This window comes from Allobosea sp. LjRoot9, assembly GCF_964252745.1.
Lineage (GTDB): Bacteria > Pseudomonadota > Alphaproteobacteria > Rhizobiales > Beijerinckiaceae > Allobosea.
Genome location: NZ_CAXUPC020000011.1, coordinates 46,119 through 62,495, shown reverse-complemented (window position 1 = coordinate 62,495; position 16,377 = coordinate 46,119). Strand labels below are relative to the sequence as shown.

The 16,377-nt window shown below is 66.6% G+C and carries 16 protein-coding genes; 10 read left to right on the top strand and 6 right to left on the bottom strand.

The window, feature by feature from the left end; all coding sequences use genetic code 11:
* Positions 1-121: 121 nt before the first annotated feature.
* From ACSQ3P_RS27865 to ACSQ3P_RS27855, 3 genes are read left to right on the top strand one after another with little or no spacing between them, the layout of a single operon-like run.
* Positions 122-1,156: an AAA family ATPase gene (locus tag ACSQ3P_RS27865; protein WP_436168700.1), complete on the top strand. Its 1,035-nt coding sequence runs from the start codon at positions 122-124 to the stop codon at positions 1,154-1,156.
* Positions 1,153-2,412, top strand: a complete 1,260-nt coding sequence (locus ACSQ3P_RS27860; protein WP_436168699.1) for a vWA domain-containing protein — start codon at positions 1,153-1,155, stop codon at positions 2,410-2,412. The genes ACSQ3P_RS27865 and ACSQ3P_RS27860 overlap by 4 nt, the downstream gene beginning before the upstream one ends.
* On the top strand, positions 2,409-2,795 hold the full coding sequence (locus ACSQ3P_RS27855; RefSeq protein WP_436168698.1) for an LCCL domain-containing protein: 387 nt from the start codon (positions 2,409-2,411) through the stop codon (positions 2,793-2,795). Before ACSQ3P_RS27860 ends, ACSQ3P_RS27855 begins: the two co-directional genes overlap by 4 nt.
* A 31-nt stretch (positions 2,796-2,826) precedes the next feature.
* Here ACSQ3P_RS27855 and ACSQ3P_RS27850 read toward each other — a convergent pair whose 3' ends face one another.
* Positions 2,827-3,063 (bottom strand): Lrp/AsnC ligand binding domain-containing protein, encoded by a 237-nt coding sequence (locus ACSQ3P_RS27850; protein ID WP_069690405.1) that lies wholly within the window; start codon positions 3,061-3,063, stop codon positions 2,827-2,829.
* 72 nt (positions 3,064-3,135) lie between these two features.
* Positions 3,136-3,975 carry an alpha/beta hydrolase gene (locus tag ACSQ3P_RS27845; protein ID WP_436168697.1) on the bottom strand — a complete coding sequence of 280 codons (840 nt, stop codon included), beginning with the start codon at positions 3,973-3,975 and terminating at the stop codon, positions 3,136-3,138.
* A 185-nt stretch (positions 3,976-4,160) separates the two neighbouring features.
* Here ACSQ3P_RS27845 and ACSQ3P_RS27840 point away from each other — a divergent pair, with 185 nt between their 5' ends.
* Together ACSQ3P_RS27840 and ACSQ3P_RS27835 are read left to right on the top strand one after the other, a co-directional pair.
* Entirely contained in the window at positions 4,161-5,159 is a 999-nt protein-coding gene (locus ACSQ3P_RS27840; RefSeq protein ID WP_436168696.1) for an asparaginase, read from the top strand.
* 68 nt (positions 5,160-5,227) lie between these two features.
* Positions 5,228-6,886, top strand: a complete 1,659-nt coding sequence (locus ACSQ3P_RS27835) for a SulP family inorganic anion transporter (protein ID WP_436168695.1) — start codon at positions 5,228-5,230, stop codon at positions 6,884-6,886.
* Between the two features lie 222 nt (positions 6,887-7,108).
* Here ACSQ3P_RS27835 and ACSQ3P_RS27830 read toward each other — a convergent pair whose 3' ends face one another.
* Together ACSQ3P_RS27830 and meaB are read right to left on the bottom strand one after the other, a co-directional pair.
* Complete coding sequence (locus tag ACSQ3P_RS27830; protein ID WP_436168694.1) at positions 7,109-8,488, bottom strand: TIGR03808 family TAT-translocated repetitive protein; 1,380 nt, start codon at positions 8,486-8,488, stop codon at positions 7,109-7,111.
* A 295-nt stretch (positions 8,489-8,783) separates the two neighbouring features.
* A complete protein-coding gene (gene meaB / locus ACSQ3P_RS27825; RefSeq protein ID WP_436168693.1) occupies positions 8,784-9,764 on the bottom strand; it encodes a methylmalonyl Co-A mutase-associated GTPase MeaB in 981 nt (326 codons plus the stop codon).
* A gap of 123 nt (positions 9,765-9,887) precedes the next feature.
* On the opposite strand from meaB, the gene ACSQ3P_RS27820 reads away from it, so the two are divergent.
* From ACSQ3P_RS27820 to ACSQ3P_RS27805, 4 genes are all read left to right on the top strand, one after another.
* Positions 9,888-11,039 carry an alpha/beta hydrolase gene (locus tag ACSQ3P_RS27820; protein ID WP_436168692.1) on the top strand — a complete coding sequence of 384 codons (1,152 nt, stop codon included), beginning with the start codon at positions 9,888-9,890 and terminating at the stop codon, positions 11,037-11,039.
* A gap of 128 nt (positions 11,040-11,167) precedes the next feature.
* Positions 11,168-12,178, top strand: a complete 1,011-nt coding sequence (locus ACSQ3P_RS27815; RefSeq protein ID WP_436168691.1) for an alpha/beta hydrolase — start codon at positions 11,168-11,170, stop codon at positions 12,176-12,178.
* 64 nt (positions 12,179-12,242) lie between these two features.
* Positions 12,243-13,160, top strand: coding sequence for an alpha/beta hydrolase (locus ACSQ3P_RS27810; protein ID WP_436168690.1), 918 nt, complete (start codon positions 12,243-12,245; stop codon positions 13,158-13,160).
* Positions 13,161-13,342: 182 nt separating this feature from the next.
* Complete coding sequence (locus ACSQ3P_RS27805) at positions 13,343-13,633, top strand: GIY-YIG nuclease family protein (protein WP_436168689.1); 291 nt, start codon at positions 13,343-13,345, stop codon at positions 13,631-13,633.
* A 130-nt stretch (positions 13,634-13,763) separates the two neighbouring features.
* On the opposite strand, the gene ACSQ3P_RS27800 is transcribed toward ACSQ3P_RS27805, so the two are convergent.
* Positions 13,764-14,222, bottom strand: coding sequence for an Lrp/AsnC family transcriptional regulator (locus ACSQ3P_RS27800; RefSeq protein WP_436168688.1), 459 nt, complete (start codon positions 14,220-14,222; stop codon positions 13,764-13,766).
* Positions 14,223-14,371: 149 nt separating this feature from the next.
* Here ACSQ3P_RS27800 and ACSQ3P_RS27795 point away from each other — a divergent pair, with 149 nt between their 5' ends.
* The gene (locus tag ACSQ3P_RS27795; RefSeq protein ID WP_436168687.1) at positions 14,372-15,655 is read left to right on the top strand and encodes a cystathionine gamma-synthase family protein; all 1,284 of its coding nucleotides are present in this window, start codon (positions 14,372-14,374) and stop codon (positions 15,653-15,655) included.
* Positions 15,656-15,672: 17 nt separating this feature from the next.
* On the opposite strand, the gene ACSQ3P_RS27790 is transcribed toward ACSQ3P_RS27795, so the two are convergent.
* A complete protein-coding gene (locus tag ACSQ3P_RS27790) occupies positions 15,673-16,359 on the bottom strand; it encodes an SH3 domain-containing protein (RefSeq protein WP_436168686.1) in 687 nt (228 codons plus the stop codon).
* Positions 16,360-16,377: the final 18 nt, after the last annotated feature.

Genomic DNA, 16,377 nt, shown 5'->3' with positions numbered 1-16,377 from the left:
GCCGACATCGCGAAAAAATAATGCTCTTGGAGCGCCATGGCAGCGCTGACCTATCGTTCCCACATGCCCGGCGCTCGGTCATTGGCCGACTATTCTTGCCGGTTATTCCTGGGAGGGGATGATGGATGCGATGCGATCGGCGTTCGACGAAGTCGTCACGCTGCGTCAGGCCAAGCAACTGATCCAGTGCATGGCTCATGAGCAGAGCTTTCTGCTGCTCTCGGCCCCGGGGTTGGGCAAGTCCGAGCTGGTCTATGAGGCGGCGCGCGAGGCCGGCCTGCCCTGCCGCTCGCTGCTCGGCACGCAGATCGCTCCCGAGGATGTGAGCGGCATTCCGCGCATCGTCGGCGAGCGCTCGGTCTTCTGCCCGCCACGCGTCCTGCTGCCGGAAAAGCCTGAACCGTTCTGCCTTTTCCTCGATGAATTGCCGGCCTGCTCGCCCGACGTCCAGAAGGCGTTCTACTCGCTCCTGCTCGAGCGCCGGCTCGGCGAGCATGCCCTGCCGAAGGGCACCTGGGTGGTCGCGGCGGGCAACCGCCTGCAGGACCGCGCTCTGGTGCGGGCGATGAGCTCGGCCCTGGTCAACCGCGTCACCATCCTGCAATTGCGGGTCGATGTCGCGGAATGGCTCGCCTGGGCGCAGCGCGCCGGCGTCCGGGCCGAGATCCGCAGCTTCATCGCGACGATTCCCGACGCGCTGATGCGTCCGGTGCCGGCGGAGCCGATGCCGTTCTCGACGCCGCGCGCCTGGGCGCTGCTGTCGCGCGCGCTCGACATGGCCCAGAAGGCCGGCCTGCTCAGCAACGAGACGCGCCGGGCGCTGGCCTTCGGGCGGCTCTCGCCGGAGGACGCAGTGGTGTTCTGCGCGCTGGCGGAGGATTCGATCGGCGCCGTGCGGCCGCTGGAGGAGTATCTGCGCAAGCCGGAGCTCCTGCCCAAGGGTGATTCCGCACGCTGGTTCATCCTCGACTGCATCCGCCAATTCGTCCGCGACGGCCGGGCTGAAGGCATCAGGCCGCACTTCATCAACCGCTTCCTGCGCGCCCTCTCCAGCGAGCATCAGCTCCTCGTGCTCAACGACATGGTCGAGACATGGGGCGGGCTTGGGGCCGACCGCGCCATGTACGATCTCCTGCGCAAGGTCGCGGCGACATGAACGGCGCTCCGGAGAGGCATCCCGACGAACGCGCCATCCGGGCGCGGATCGCGAAGGGCTTGCGGCTGGTCACGGCCCCGTTTCCGCATCTCTCGGGCCTCGCAGCGGCGGTGCGCGTCGAGATCGATACGCGCGTGCCGACGATGGGCGTCTTCGCCTCCGGCCGGATGCTGGTGAACCCGTCCTTCACCGCGCGGCTCTCGGCTGACGATCTCGTCTTCGTGCTCGCCCACGAGCTCCTGCATCTGGCGCTGCGCACCCATGACCGGGCGCGCGGCAGCGCCGCGCTCGAGTTCAACTACGCCCATGACTACATCATCAACGACATGCTGCGGCATGCGTTGGGCACGACGACGATCCCGGCCGGCGGGCTCGACATGCCCGGCGCGCGCGAGAAATCGGCCGAGGAGATCGTCCTCGACATGCGCCGCAGCAGCCATTTCATGTCCTCCCGCACGCAGGTCTGGGAGGGGCAGATCGCGACCGTCGAGCAGGTGCTCGGCGCGGCGCGGCAGGCGCCCGACGGCACGATGGGCGATGCGCTCGACGCCAGGCGCGAGCGCGAGCTCTTCCCCGAGGATACGGCCGACCAGGCTGAGCGTGGCCGGGCGATCCGCGATCTCGCGATGCGCGGCATGGTGCTCGCCAAGGCGATGGGCGCGATGCGCGGGCGCGGCGACGGGCCAGGCGGCACGCAGCAGAACGTCCAGGCGCAGCGCGGCCTCTACCGCACGCCCTGGCATGTCGCGCTCCAGACCTGGCTCGAAGGTGCAGCGCCGGGCGAGCGGACTTTTACCCGCGCCTCGCGGCGCGGCAACGACCGCACCGATGTCGTGATGCCGGGCCGCAAGCGCTATTCCTGGATGCTCAACGTCATCCTCGACACCAGCGCCTCGATGGGGGACGAGATCCCGCTCGTGCTCGGCGCCATCGCCGATTTCTGCGATGTGGCCGGCGTCGACGAGATCCGCGTCGTCCAGTGCGACACGGTCGTGACCTCCGACGAAATCCTCTCGCCGAGCGGGCTCGCGACTTACGAGATCTCAGGCTATGGCGGCAGCGACCTGACGCCTGCGCTCGCCGCTTTGGCTGAGGATGCGCGCGTGACCGCCGCGGTCGTCATCACCGATGGCGACATCTCCTACCCGGCCGAGCCCGTTCCCTATGCGGTGCTCTGGGTGCTGCCGAAACCGTCTTCGACCTTCCAGCCGCCCTATGGGCGGGTCATTACCCTGCAGCCGGGAGACATGTCATGAAAGTCGTCCAGGACCTGATCGCCTATTTCGACCGGCGCGGAAAGCTGTCGCGCCGGCAGCTCAAAAAGCTGCTCGACCAGAACTCCGTCGCCTCCGAGGCGCCGCCGAACATGCACGGCCTCTGCGAAAAAATCGGCGCGGTCTATTATTTCCGCATTACGGGCGTGATCGAGGGCCAGCTCTGGGGCACGGACATCTATAGCGGCGATTCGGCGCTTGGCGCCGCAGCCGTGCATATGGGGCTGCTGAAGCCCGGCAAGACCGGCGTCTTCCGCGTCACGGTGGTGGCGCCGCCGGAAAAATTCCCCGGCACCGAACGCAACGGCGTGAGCAGCACCGAATATGGCAGCTACCAATATGCGTGGCAGCTCTCAGTGATCTGAACCAGTGGAGTGAACGAGGCGGCGTGCCCGCTCAGAACGCCTTGAACGTGATGATCGTGTGCGTGTCGGAGATCTCGGGGATCGACTGTACCTTCTGGGCGATGAAATGGCCGATATCGACATCGGCCGCGACATGGAATTTCGCCAGGATGTCGTAATTGCCGGCGGTCGAATAGATCTCCGAGGCGATCTCGCGGTCGGCTAGCTCGCTGGCGACCGCATAGGTCTTGCCGAGCTTGCATTTGATCTCGACGAAGAAGGTCTGCATCGCGCGCTCCGAAACGTGACAGATTCTCTGGATAAAACGTCTTCTCTGGATAGAACTGCGCGCGCGCCGAAATCAAGCGCCGGCGAGTTCGGCGAGCCTGCGGCTCATCGCGCTTGTCGGATCGGCGAGGTCGGCGAGCACCGTGAAATGGTTGGCACCGGTGATTTCCCCATAGCGGGTCCGCACGCCCTCGATGCCCCAGACATCGACGATGCGGCGGCTCTGCTTGAGATATTCCTCGCTCTCGGCGCCGCCGACGACGGCATCCATCAGGAGCGGTGACGGCGCCGGCCAGAATAGCGGGCTCTCGCGCTCGGCGGCTTCCATGGTGAGGTTCAGGGCGCTGTTGATGCTGGTCTCGGTCAGCGGCTTCAGATTGTAGAGGCCGGAGATGCCATAGGCCGCTGGCACGAGCTTTTCCGGCAGGTCGGGACCGACATTCTTCCAGTCGGTCGCAAGCAGGCATGCCGAGAGATGCCCGCCGGCGGAATGGCCGGCCGCAACGACCGGCAGATTGAAACGCCGCCACAGCGCGGCGGCCGCCTGCTGCATCTCCCAGACGATGTGGCCGAGCTCGACCTGCGGGCAGAGATCGTAGCCCGCGACGGCCACCGGTACGCCGAGCTGGTTCAGCCCGCGCGCCATATGCGAGAAGAAACTCGGATCGAGCGCCTGCCAGTAGCCGCCATGGATGAACATGACGATGGCGTTGCCGCGGACGGCCTGGGGCTTGAACAGGTCGTAATACTGGCGCGCGCTTTCGCCATAGGACACGCCGAGTTCGCAGACGGCGCCTTCACGATAGGCGGCGGCATCGCTGGCCCAGCCGGCGATGATGCCGGGATGCTCGGGCACGCGGGCGCGGTTGTTGTATTCGGTCTCGTAGTCCGGCGAGGTTGCGGTCTCTGACATCAGCGGCTCGAAGGCTTCCCGGTTCCTGATTGCAGCCCGGATCGGCGCGGGCGAGCGCCGCTTTCATCGCAGGCCGCGCCAATCTGCGCCATCGCTTTTGACAGGTCGAGCGCCAAACGCCACAAGGCCACGCGCCGGCCGCATGATCCTGTCGAACATTGGCCTGTCGGATATCGGAGCCTGCTATGGAAAATCCCGTTCTCGCCGAGGTCACCCGCGGAAACACCGTCGAGTCGCGCCATCGCGGCTCGGTCATCGTGGTGGATGCCGATGGCGGCGTGGTCTTCTCGGCCGGCGATGTCGAGCGGCCGGTGTTTCCGCGCTCGGCCGTCAAGGCGATCCAGGCGCTGCCCCTGTTCGAGAGCGGCGCGGCCGACCGCTACGGCCTGAGCGAGCCGGAGATCGCGCTCGCCGTCGCCTCCCATTCCGGCGAGCCGCTCCATGCCGAGACCTCGCTCGCCATGCTGAAGAAAGCCGGGCGCGATGCCGGCTGCCTGGAATGCGGCGCGCATTGGCCGATGAACGAGGCCGCCGCCCGCGCCATCGCCAGGGCTGGCGCCGAGCCGAGCGCGCTGAACAACAACTGCTCGGGCAAGCATGCCGGCTTCGTCTGCCTCGCCTGCGGCCTGGACGAGGATCCAGCCGGCTATGTTGGGGCTGGCCATGCCGTGCAGCAGGCTGTGCGCGGGGCGCTGGAAGGCGTCACCGGCGCAGCGCATAGCAGCGATCGGATGGGCACGGATGGCTGCTCGATCCCCTCCTATGCCGTGCCGCTGAAGGCGCTGGCGCTCGGCTTCGCCCGTCTCGGAACCGGTCACGGCCTCGGCCCGGAGCGCGCCAAGGCCGCCGCCCGCATCCGCAAGGCGGTGGCGGCCCATCCCTTCATGGTGGCGGGCACCGGGCGCTTCGACACCCGCGCGATGGAGCAATTGCGCGAGCGCGCCTTCATCAAAACGGGGGCGGAGGGCGTCTATTGCGGCTCGCTGCCGGAACTCGGCTATGGCATCGCGTTGAAATGCGACGATGGCGCGGGCAGGGCGGCCGAGGTCGTCATGGCGGCGTTGATCGCGCGCTTCCTGCCCTTGAACGAGGATGAGGCGACAGCCTTCGCGCCGCTGCGCGAGAGCGTGCTGAAGAACTGGAACGGCATCGAGGTCGGGCGGGTGAGGGCAGCCGGCCTCTGAGCGACGCGGCGGATTGCCATCCCACCTGATCGGGACGATCCTCGCCGCCTGATCACGGTGCATGGCCCATGCGAAAAACCGGTACCCACTTTTTCGCATCCTCCTCTCATGGGCTCGGCCGCAACATCGTCGCCGGGCTGACGCTGGCGGCGATCACCATTCCCGAGCAGATGGCGACAGCGCGTCTGGGCGGCTTTGAGCCGCAGATCGGCTTCTTCGCTTTTGTCGCGGCAACGCTGGGCTTCGCCCTCTTCGGCGCCAGCCGCGTCCTCACCGTAGGCGCCGATTCGACGATCACGCCGATCTTCGCCGGGGGGCTTGTCATACTTGCCGCCAGCGGCGGCAATCTGAGCCAGACCGCACCGACGCTGGCTGTCCTGGTCGGTATGCTGCTTCTGCTCGGCGGCGTGTTCAGGCTCGGCTGGATCGCGGATCTGCTGTCGACGCCCGTCATCACCGGCTTCCTGGCCGGTGTGTCGATCCATATCCTGGTGTCGCAATTGCCGAGTCTGTTCGGCCTTCCCGGCGGCAGCCACAAGCTCGTCTCGCAGGTTCAGGAGATCTATGCGCAAAGGGGCGCGATCAACCCCTGGTCGACGGCGATCGGCCTTTCCGTGCTGGCGATCATGCTGGTCTGCGAGCGCATCGCGGCGCGTCTGCCGGGCGCCTTGATCGCGCTCGGGCTCGCGACGATGGCGGTGATGCTGTTCGGGTTGGAGGCGCGTGGCGTCGCGGTCCTCGGCGTTCTGCCCGAGGGGTTGCCGCCGCGCTTCAGTCCGGATCTCGGCTGGGAGGATTTCCGGCAACTCCTGCCGCTGGCGCTGATCGTCAGCCTGGTCGTCATGATGCAGACGGCGACCGTCAGCCGGTCCTTCCGGGATCCGGACGGGGCGGAGGCCAATGTCGGCCGCGACTTCCTCGGCCTTGGAGCCGCCAATCTGCTCGCCGGGCTGGCGGGCGCCTTTCCCGTCAATGCGAGCCCGCCGCGCACCGCGGTCGTGGTCGAAAGCGGCGGCGGCAGCCAGCTTGGCGCGCTGACGGCTGCGGCCCTGGTGCTCGCTTTGGCGCTGGCGGGCGGCACGCTGCTCGCCCATGTGCCCGAGGCGGCATTGGCCGGTGTCCTGCTCTTCGTCGCCCAGCGGATCTTTCGGCTCGGCACGATCCTGACCATAGCGCGGCAGGCGCCGGCCGAATTCGCCCTGATCCTGTTCACCGCGCTCGCGATCATCCTTTTGCCGATCGAGACCGGCGTCGCCATCGGTGTCGGCCTGTCATTGATCCATGGCGTCTGGATGACGACGCGCAGCCAGCCGATCGCCTTCAATAAGATCGCGGGGACGACGATCTGGTGGCCGCCGGGCGAGGGCGGCGAGATCGAACCGGTGCCCGATGTGCTCGTCGTCGCCTTCCAGGCGCCGCTGCTCTTCGCCAATGCGCAAAGCTTCCAGCACGGCATGCTGGACCTGCTTGACCGCCAGCGCCCGGCGCTCCTCGTCCTCGAGGCAGGCGGCATCGCCGCGATCGACTACACCGCGGCCCAGTCTCTCCTGGCCGTGGCCGGTGTCTGCCGCGACCGGGGCATCGCTTTCGCGATCGCCCGCGTCGAATCGGTGCGTGCGCGCCGGGCCCTGCAGCAATTCGGCGTCGTCGCCGCAATCGGCCAGGACCATCTCTTCCACAGCGTCGACGAGGCCGTCGGCGCGCTGCGGCGGGCGCCGGGAGCCTAGGCGCGTCAGGGCTGAGGTGCCGTTTGGAAACTCCAGCCCTCATCCTGAGGAGCGCCGTAGGCGCGTCTCGAAGGATGCTCCAGCTTGCACGGGAGCCTCCTGGAGCATCCTTCGAGACGCCATTCCTCGCGGAATGGCTCCTCAGGATGAGGGCTCAGGACGTTTCCAACTGGTCTCTGAATGCACCGGGCCGGGAGAACAGGCGCAGGCAGCCGCCTCGCCTCAGCCGACCGCGTTGTTCTCCACCTTGACGCCGGCGGCCCTCGCATCGGCCGTCTTCGTCAGATCGCCCGTTACGGCCCGGCCGTATTCGGTTCCGACCACTGCGCCATTCCTCGCCTCAGCAATGGTGTTGTTGGCGATCAGCGCGTTGCGCTCCTTCGGCACCAGCGAGATCGAGATGCCGATGCCGGTCTTGCGCACCATGTTGCCGGTCGCGACGAGGTTGCGCATGCCCCAGGACCAGCCGAGCGAGATGCCGATGTCGCTGGCGTTCTCGATGACATTGCCGGTCACCGCCGTTTCCGCCTCGACATGAATGCCGGCGCCGCCGATGAGCTCCTTGCCCTTCGGCGCAAAACCCTTCTGGGCGTTGCGGATGATGTTGCCGGCGACGACCGAAAGCCTGCCGCCATGGTCGAGATTGGTGACGCTGATCCCTTGCGCACAATCCTCGACGAGGTTGCCGGTGATGAGCGCGCCCTCGAAGGCAAATTCAGAATAGAGCGCCGTCTCGCCGCTGCGGCGGCCCTGATTGCCGATGATCTGCACGCTGGAGCCGGAATTGTTGCGGATGAAGGTCAGCGCGCAATCGCGCAGGCTGTTGCCCTCGATGATGACGCCGCCGGCCTTGAACAGGCTGATGCCGTTGCCGTTGGGGCCGTCGCCGCCGGCATCCGAGCGGATGCGGTTGAGGCGGTTGCCGCGAATGATCGACTGGTCGTCGCCGGGCTGGCTGCGCCAGAGCTGGATACCGTTATTGCCGCAATCCTCGATTTGGTTCTGCTCGATCGAGAGCCCGCGCGAATCCAGCGAGAACAGGGCGGATTCGCGCATGTTGCGGAAGCGGCTTCCCAGGATGCGGCCGCCCGTGCGGTTCAGGCTCAGGCCGATCGAGCCGGCATTGGCGAATTCGCAATCCTGCAGGCTGAAATCCAGCACCTCCTCGGCGCTCAGCAGGCCGGTTCGCTGGGCGATGCGGATATCCAGCCCATCGAGCGTGATGCCGACAAGCGCGGCGCGCTTGATCCCGCGCGCCAGCAGGATGGGGCCGGTCCGCGCGGCCATGAACTGCGTCGCCCCAGTGACGCCCATGAGCCGGGCGCCCTCGGGCAGAGTCACATCGGCGATGCGGTATCGGCCCGGCGCGACGATCAGGGGCGCATCGCGCTTGGCCGCCTCGATCAGGGCGTTCTGCAGCGTGCGCGACTGGTCGTCCGGGGAGCCTGCGCGCAGGCCGAACTGCGCAGCCTCCAGGCCGAACTGCCCGAGAGGAGAGGGGCTCGCCGCGCGCTTGGGCGCCTGGGCCAATACGCCGGGCGCATGGGCCATGCCTGTGCCAAAAAGCGCCGCAGCCAGCAGGGAACGCCGGGATAGAGCCATCGAAGCCTCCGTGAGCGCCGGGTGCTTCAAGCGGCGTGCCGTGGCCGCTGTCTCGCTTTGGGATGGTGTCCGGGCCTCGGAGATTTTTTGCAAACCTCCTGAGCCCTTATCTTGAGGAGCTTGGCCTGTTTGAATGGCTCTTTCTTGACCACCTACGCGCCGTCATTCCGGATCTGCGCCGCTGACGCGGCTTGTCCGGAATGACGGCGCGGGTGATGGAAAACGATTAGAATGACTTGATGTTGCTCAAGCGGTTGCTGGCCGGCTCCTCAGGATGAGGGCTCCAGGCAGGCTCTCACAGCCCGAGCGCTTGGGCGATCTCCTCGGCTGCGAGCGTCGGTGCGAGCCTGCCTGCTGCGACCGCCGCTTCCAGCTCGGGCGTGCGCGCCTTCAAGGCGGGGTCATGGCGCAGTTTTGCCTGCAGCCTGTCCTGCACCATCGCCCACATCCACTTCACATCCTGGCGGCGGCGCTTCTCGGCGATCAGCCCCTTCGCCGCGTGCCGGGTGCGATGCGCCTCGACCTTGCTCCAGAGCGCTTCGAGCCCGTCGCCGGTCAGGCCGGAGATGGTGATGACGGGCGGCGACCAGAGCGGGGAGGCGGGGGCGAGGATATGCAGCGCCGCCTGATATTGCGCGGCCGCCGCGCGCGCCGCCGTCGCACCCGCGCCATCGGCCTTGTTGACCGCGATCATGTCGGCGAGCTCGATGATGCCTTTCTTGATGCCCTGCAATTCGTCGCCGGCATTGGGCAGCATCAGCACCAGGAAGAAATCGGTGAGATCGGCGACCGCCGTCTCCGACTGCCCGACGCCGACGGTCTCGACCAGGATGACGTCGAAGCCGGCCGCCTCGCAGAGCAGCATGGTCTCGCGCGTCTTGGCCGCGACGCCCCCGAGCGTGCCCGATGACGGGGAGGGGCGGATATAGGCGCGTGGGTCGGTCGCAAGCTGCGCCATCCGGGTCTTGTCGCCGAGGATCGAGCCGCCGGTGCGGGTCGAGGACGGATCGACCGCCAGTACTGCGACCTTGTGACCCTTGGTGGTCAGATGGCTGCCGAGCGCGTCGATCATGGTCGATTTGCCGACGCCCGGCACGCCGGTGATGCCGACGCGGATCGCTCCGCCCGCCTTGGGCAGGAGTTGCTGGATCAGCGCCTGCGCCTGTTGCCGGTGATCGGCCCGGCGCGATTCCACCAATGTGATGGCGCGTGCCAGCGCCGCCCGCTCGCCGGCGAGGATCGCGTCACCAAGAGCGGAGGCGGAAACGTCGTTCATGGCGCTGAGCTAACAAGGCTTGGGCATGGGCGGCAAGGCGTCGATCCCGTCGTCACTGTGTCATGGATACCTCTTGATCATCGGCCGCTTCGGTGAGAGCACTTCGACATGGTGGATGCGGTGTTGCGGTTTCGTTGGGTTGCGCTGGTGCTGTCGGCCGCGCTGGCGTTGTCGGCTTGCGGCAGCGAGCAGCGGAGCTTGCTGCTGACCGCGTCGGAGAAGCAGGGCGACGCTGTCGGCAAGGTGCGCATGTTCGTCGCCACCACGCGCGAGGCGGCCGACCTGCCGCAATATTTCAATGGCGAGCGCGGCCTGAAACTGGCCTTCGCCAAGCTCGACATCACCGTGCCGCGCGCGCACAAGACCGGCGAACTCGAACTGCCCGATATCGGCGCCGCCGCCGACCCGGCCAAGCATTTCGCCGTCGTCGATGTCAACCGTCTCGACCTGCCGCCGATCGTCGCCGAGGTAAAGCGCGAGATCCAGCGCCGCCCGGCCTCGGAGCGCGACGTGCTGGTCTTCGTGCACGGCTACAACACCAATTTCGCCGATGCGGCCTATCGCTTCGCCCAGATCATCTATGATTCCGGCTTCAAGGGCGTGCCGGTGCTGTTCACCTGGCCCTCGCGCGGGCAACTGCTGCAATACCCCTATGATCGCGAGAGCGCCTTCTATTCGCGTGATTTCCTGGAGGCGAACCTCCACGCCATCTCGCGCGATCTCGGCACCACGCGCATCGACATCCTGGCCCATTCGATGGGCACTCTCCTGACGCTGGAGGCGGTGCGGCAGGCCGCGATTCGCGGCGACGGCAGCTTCGGCGGCAAGCTGCGCGACATCATCCTCGCTGCGCCCGATGTCGATCTCGACGTGTTCAGGACGCAGATGCGCCAGATCAAGCGGCCGGTGACGGTCTTCGTCTCGGCCGACGACCGGGCGCTCGCCTTCTCCAGGCGCTTCGCCGGCGACAAGACGCGGCTGGGGGCGATCTCGGCCAAGGACACCGAGATCGTCGCCGAGCTGGGGAAGCTCGGCGCGCGCATCATCGACCTGTCGGAGATCTCGACGGATGACCGCCTGAACCACGCCAAATTCGCGTCCTCGCCCAAAATCGTACAATTGATCGGCCGCCGCCTCGATGCCGACAGGGGCATCGCCATCGCCGGCCCCCGTTTCGGCGACAAGCTCGGCGACATCGCCGGCGGGGTAGTCGGCGCGGTCGGCTCGACCGTCGAGCTGGTGGTCACCGCGCCCGGCGCCCTCATCGCCCGCTGAGGGACATCTCGATCAGCCTCCAAATCCCTGTCAGTCTCAAAGACGCCGCAATCTGGCCGCGTTAGCGTGGCGTTAAGGCCATGCTGGCCAACTCGGCCACCTCCGGACCCTTTGGATATTCTCGAGCCATGCCAGATTCGCGGCACGCATCCCTTTGCCGGCGCTCGGTGCTGCTGGCGCTGCTGTCCACGACCCTGGCAGCCTGCGCGCAGACCGAGGCCGCAATCTCGCCCTTCTCCGAGCCGACGCGCGCGGACGCTTCGGCGCTAGGCAAGGAGCCGACGCTCCTGGTGGTGACCACGCGCAAGCCCACCGGCGGTGGGGCGCCTTTCTTCGGCCCCGAGCGCGGAGCCGGGCTGACCTTCGCCGAGGTCAGGCTCTCGCCGCCTGGCCGGGGCATCTCCGGGCAGCTCGCCTCCACCGTGGGCGAGGATTGGAGCGTGCTCGGCATCGACCGGCGCACCAGCTCCGATGCGGCGCGCAGTTTCGCCCAGGCCGTCAACGGCCGCGACGTGCTGCTTTACGTGCATGGCTACAACGAGACCTTCGAATCGGCGGTGCGCAGCGCTGGACAGCTTTCGCATGCACTCGAATTCCAGGGCCGCACGGCGCTGTTCTCATGGCCGTCCGGCGGCGCGCTGCTCGACTATGGCTATGATCGCGAGAGCGCGCTCTGGTCGCGCGACGGTTTCGTCCAGGCGCTGCGGGCCCTGGTCAACAACCCGACCGTCGGGCGCATCCATATCGTCGCCCATTCGATGGGCACCTTCCTGACGCTGGAGGCGCTGCGTGAATTGCGTGCGGAGACCGATGTCTCCTCGCGCATCGGCGCGATCGTCTTCGCCTCGCCCGATGTCGATATCGACGCCTTCGAGCAGACGGTCTCGAAGCTCGGTCCGCTGGCGCAGCGGATGACGCTGATCATCGACCCGGGCGACCGGGCGCTCGCCGTCTCGGCGCGCATCGCCGGCGGCGTGGCGCGGGCCGGTGCGGCCGAGCGCTCGCGGCTGGAGGCGCTCGGTGTGCGTGTCGCCGACACGTCGGGGCGCGGTTGGAGCATGCTGCGCCACAACCTCTTTCTCTCCGACAGCGAGGTCACGCTGGTGGTGCGCCGGGCGATGGAGCGCACCGGCGCCTGACGGGCTTGCCCGTCATCGCCTCGCGGCGCAGGATCGTGCCGGGCGATGATGTAAGGTACTGACGATGATCAAGTTCTCGACGATGGCGGCGATGCTGGCCGCCTGTCTCTCCGCGCCTCTTACCGCAGCCTTTGCCACGCCCCTTGCGGCGCATGACCTGACGCCGTTCCAGGAAGTCGGCAGCGGCCATGTGCTGTACGAAGACGTTTCGCCTGCGGGGGCGGAAACGATCAATATCGAGACCTATGTCCCGCAGGCCTGCGCCAGCAAGCCATGCCCGCTCGTCATCGCGGTGCACGGCCTGGGGCGCAACGCGGCCAATACGCGCGACTATTGGATCGAGGCGGCCGATCGCCATGGTTTGCTGATCGCGGCGCCGCATTTCGACAAGGAGCGCTTCCCGACCCGCCTGTTCCAGCAAGGCGGCGTCCGTGGCGAGCCCGACCGCGCGAAATGGCTCTATGCGGTGATCGAGCGCTTCTTCGATGCAGGCCTGAAGAGCGGCCGGGTCTCAGGCTCGACCTACACGCTCTTCGGACATTCCGCCGGGGCGCAGTTCGTCCATCGCATGGTGATGCTGATGCCGCAGGCGCGCTTCTCGACCGCCATTTCGGCCAATGCCGGCTATTACACGCTGCCTGTCGGCAAGGATGCGGCGGGCGGCTTCAGCTTTCCCTATTCGCTCGACGGTACGCCGGCGACGGATGCCAATCTCAAGGCCGCCTTCGCCAAGCCGCTGCTGATCATGCTGGGCGACCAGGATATCGATCCCAACCATCCCCAGTTGAACACGAGCAAGGGCGCGGAGGCGCAAGGCCCCAACCGCTTCACGCGCGGCCAGAATTTCGTCGCGGTCGCCGCGGCCGAGGCGAAGCGGCTCGGCGTCGAGAGCCGCTGGCGCGAGATCACCGTGCCCGGCGTCGCCCATGAGCAGAGGAAGATGGCGAGCGCCGCGGCGCAGGCGCTGTTCGGCGGGAAGTAGGTTTCGATACTATCCTCGCTGCCGATCTTCGAACGGCGCAAGGACAGGTTCCGCGGATCCCGGTCATTGCGAGCGCAGCGAAGCAATCCAGGAACCCCCGCTCGACGGCCCCTGGATTGCTTCGTCGCTGCGCTCCTCGCAATGACGGGAGAACTCTCGTTCAGTGTAGGAGAACGATTCCGGTGCGAGAACCTGCCGTCTACATCATGGCAAACAAACGAAACGGCACACTTTACATCGGGGTCACGTCCAACTTGGCGCAACGTGCCTGGCAGCATCGCGAAGGCACGATGGACGGCTTCACACGTCGCTACGGCTGCAAGTTACTCGTTTGGTACGAGCACTATGGCCGTATCGATGAAGCGATTACCCGCGAGAAGCAGCTCAAAAGTGGTTCTCGTGCACGAAAGCTGGCTCTGATCGAAGCGATGAACCCAACCTGGCGAGATCTCTATCAAGAGCTGGCGCTGTAATTGGGCGTCATTGCGAGGAGCGAAGCGACGAAGCAATCCAGGGGATCGAGAGAGCCCTTCTGGATTGCTTCGCTGCGCTCGCAATGACGCGTCAGGCTAAAGTAATTCTACGATTCGATCGGAAACGGCTCTAAATCGGCGGCAGGCCGTTGCGCTTCTTGATGGTGGCCAGTGCGAAATTGGATTCGACCGACTGGATGCATTTCAGGCGCGTCACCTTCTGTTTCAGGAAGCGCTCATAGCCCTCGATGCCGTCGGTCAGGACGCGCAGGTGATAATCCTGGCTGCCGGTCATCAGGTAGCATTCGGTGACCTCGCTCCAGCTTTCGACCGCCTTTTCGAATTCGGAGATGTTCTCCTGCGTCTGCTGCGACAGGCGCACCGAGACGAAGACGCTGAAGGGCAGGCCATAGGCCTTGGGGTCGACGATCGCGGCATAGCCCTTGACGACACCGGTCTCCTCCAGCCGCTTCAATCGGCGCAGGCAGGGCGTCGGCGAAAGCCCGACCTTCTCGGACAGCTCCTGATTGGTGATGCGGCCATCCTCCTGCAGTACGGCGAGGATACGGCGATCGATGGAATCGAGCATGGTCTGCTCCTGTTCGGCTCATCATTGGCAGAAAGCTGCATCGAGGGGCTTTACGGCAATGATGATCGGTCATGCAATGCCGTCGCGAAAGGCGTAACCTGACGCTCACGAGCCATGGGCGAACCGTGCCGCCGCGGAGGACATAATCGATGAGCGAAGACAGCTATCACAAGGACCGGATCGCCAACCGCAAGCTCCATCCGGAGACGCTGATGATGGGCTTCGGCTATTCGCCGGCGATGTCGGAAGGCTCGCTCAAGCCGCCGATCTTCCTGACCTCGACCTTCGTTTTCGAGAACGCCCAGCAGGGCAAGGATTTCTTCGACTTCACCTCCGGCCGGCGCCGGCCCAAGCCCGGCGAAAAGCCCGGACTGGTCTATTCGCGCTTCAACCATCCCAATATGGAGATCCTCGAGGATCGCCTGGCGATCTGGGATGAGGCCGAGAAATGCGCCGTCTTCGCCAGCGGCATGGCCGCGATCGCCACGACCTGCTTCGCCTTCCTGCGCCCCGGCGACACCGTGATTCACTCACGTCCGCTCTATGGCGGCACCGAGACGTTGCTGAAGAACCAGATGGGCGCCTTCGGCGTCACGCCCTTCGGCTTCACCGATGGCCTCGACATCACGCAGATGCGCGAAACCGCCAAGGCCGCTGCCGCCAAGGGCCGCGTCGGCATGATCCTGGTTGAGACGCCGGCGAACCCGACCAATGGGCTGGTCGATCTCGCCGCCTGCGCCATGATCGCCGACGAGCTCGAGAAGTCCCAGGGCCACCGCCCGCCCGTCGTGGTCGACAACACCATGCTCGGCCCGAAATATCAGAAGCCATTGAAGCAGGGCGCCGATCTCTCGCTGCTCTCGCTGACCAAATATGTCGGCGGCCACAGCGACCTTGTCGGCGGCTCGATCAGCGGCTCGGACGCGCTGGTGCGGCAGGTCAAGAGCTGGCGGGGTTCGCTCGGCACGCAGCTCGACCCGAACTCCTGCTGGATGCTGATGCGCTCGCTGGAGACGCTCGATATCCGCATGAGCCGCGCCAATGAGAACGCCAAGCTCGTTGCGGAATACCTCTCCGGCCACCCGAAAGTGGCCAAGGTGCATTATCTCGGTGATCTCCGGGATGGCGACCCGCGCAAGGCGGTGTTCGACCGGCAATGCACGGCCGCCGGCTCGACCTTCGCCTTCGATGTGAAGGGCGGCGAGAAGGAGGCCTTCGCGCTGCTCGACAACCTGCAGATCATGAAGCTCGCGGTTTCGCTCGGCGGCACCGAGACGCTGGTCTCGCATCCCGCCGCGATGACGCATTCGGGCGTGGCGAAGGAATTGCGCGAGGAGATCGGCCTGACCGATGCGCTGATCCGCATCTCGGTGGGCATCGAGAACATCGAGGATTTGATCTCGGACCTGGCGCAGGCGCTGGAGGCGGTCTGAGGCGAGCTGCGGCGGCTTCAGAAGCCGCTGCAGCTGGTTTCCTGAATCGCGCAGATCTGGTTGAGCCAGGCCCGGAAGCGGCCCTGCGGCAGCCCGCTCTGCGCGGCCGGCGCGATATCGAGCCGTTGCCCCAGGGTGTCGCCGGCGGGCAGGGGACCGAACTCGACCAGGGCCCATTTGCCCTGGCAGCCGATCAACCGTCCCACCGCCCGCAAGCCGTCATTGTCGAGCGTCAGCCCGGCCTCAGTACCCAGCACGATGGCGGCCTTTTCGTTGGGCTGGGCCCGGCCGGCCGGGCTTTGCGTCTTGACGGTCAGCTTCTGGCCACTGACCCAGCCCCGCCCGCCATACATCGCTCGTTCCGCCGCGCCGGTCAGCTGCGCGTTGTCGCGCGCGTTGCGGATGCGGAACCAGCCCTTGGCGCTGGCCGTGATCTCGACCTCGACCATGACGGAGAGCCCATCGATCTCCTTGCTGGGGGTCACGGGCGGCAGGCGCCCGACGATGCCGAAGCCCGTTCCCGGCCCCGAGCGGACATTGAGGCCAGCGGGATCGGTCTCGGTGACGAAGGCGCCGATCGCGCAGGCGACTTCGCCCGGCGGGGCCTCGATCGGGCGCTCCTGGGCGCCGGCCGTCGCGACCGACCAGGCCGAGGCGATGATCGCCGTGGCCAGCATCGGAAAGCTGGTTCGGGCCGGCGGCATGGGCATGGCCTCAGCGAG

Bases quoted from the DNA above. Each gene is read 5' to 3' on its own strand.
- ACSQ3P_RS27860 (WP_436168699.1), top strand. From the start codon at position 1,153: ATGAACGGCGCTCCGGAGAGGCATCCCGACGAACGCGCCATCCGGGCG.
- ACSQ3P_RS27795 (WP_436168687.1), top strand. From the start codon at position 14,372: ATGAGCGAAGACAGCTATCACAAGGACCGGATCGCCAACCGCAAGCTC.
- ACSQ3P_RS27815 (WP_436168691.1), top strand. From the start codon at position 11,168: ATGCCAGATTCGCGGCACGCATCCCTTTGCCGGCGCTCGGTGCTGCTG.
- ACSQ3P_RS27830 (WP_436168694.1), bottom strand. From the start codon at position 8,488: ATGGCTCTATCCCGGCGTTCCCTGCTGGCTGCGGCGCTTTTTGGCACA.
- ACSQ3P_RS27840 (WP_436168696.1), top strand. From the start codon at position 4,161: ATGGAAAATCCCGTTCTCGCCGAGGTCACCCGCGGAAACACCGTCGAG.
- ACSQ3P_RS27800 (WP_436168688.1), bottom strand. From the start codon at position 14,222: ATGCTCGATTCCATCGATCGCCGTATCCTCGCCGTACTGCAGGAGGAT.
- ACSQ3P_RS27855 (WP_436168698.1), top strand. From the start codon at position 2,409: ATGAAAGTCGTCCAGGACCTGATCGCCTATTTCGACCGGCGCGGAAAG.
- ACSQ3P_RS27865 (WP_436168700.1), top strand. From the start codon at position 122: ATGGATGCGATGCGATCGGCGTTCGACGAAGTCGTCACGCTGCGTCAG.
- ACSQ3P_RS27845 (WP_436168697.1), bottom strand. From the start codon at position 3,975: ATGTCAGAGACCGCAACCTCGCCGGACTACGAGACCGAATACAACAAC.
- ACSQ3P_RS27790 (WP_436168686.1), bottom strand. From the start codon at position 16,359: ATGCCGCCGGCCCGAACCAGCTTTCCGATGCTGGCCACGGCGATCATC.
- ACSQ3P_RS27850 (WP_069690405.1), bottom strand. From the start codon at position 3,063: ATGCAGACCTTCTTCGTCGAGATCAAATGCAAGCTCGGCAAGACCTAT.
- ACSQ3P_RS27810 (WP_436168690.1), top strand. From the start codon at position 12,243: ATGATCAAGTTCTCGACGATGGCGGCGATGCTGGCCGCCTGTCTCTCC.
- ACSQ3P_RS27835 (WP_436168695.1), top strand. From the start codon at position 5,228: ATGCGAAAAACCGGTACCCACTTTTTCGCATCCTCCTCTCATGGGCTC.
- meaB (WP_436168693.1), bottom strand. From the start codon at position 9,764: ATGAACGACGTTTCCGCCTCCGCTCTTGGTGACGCGATCCTCGCCGGC.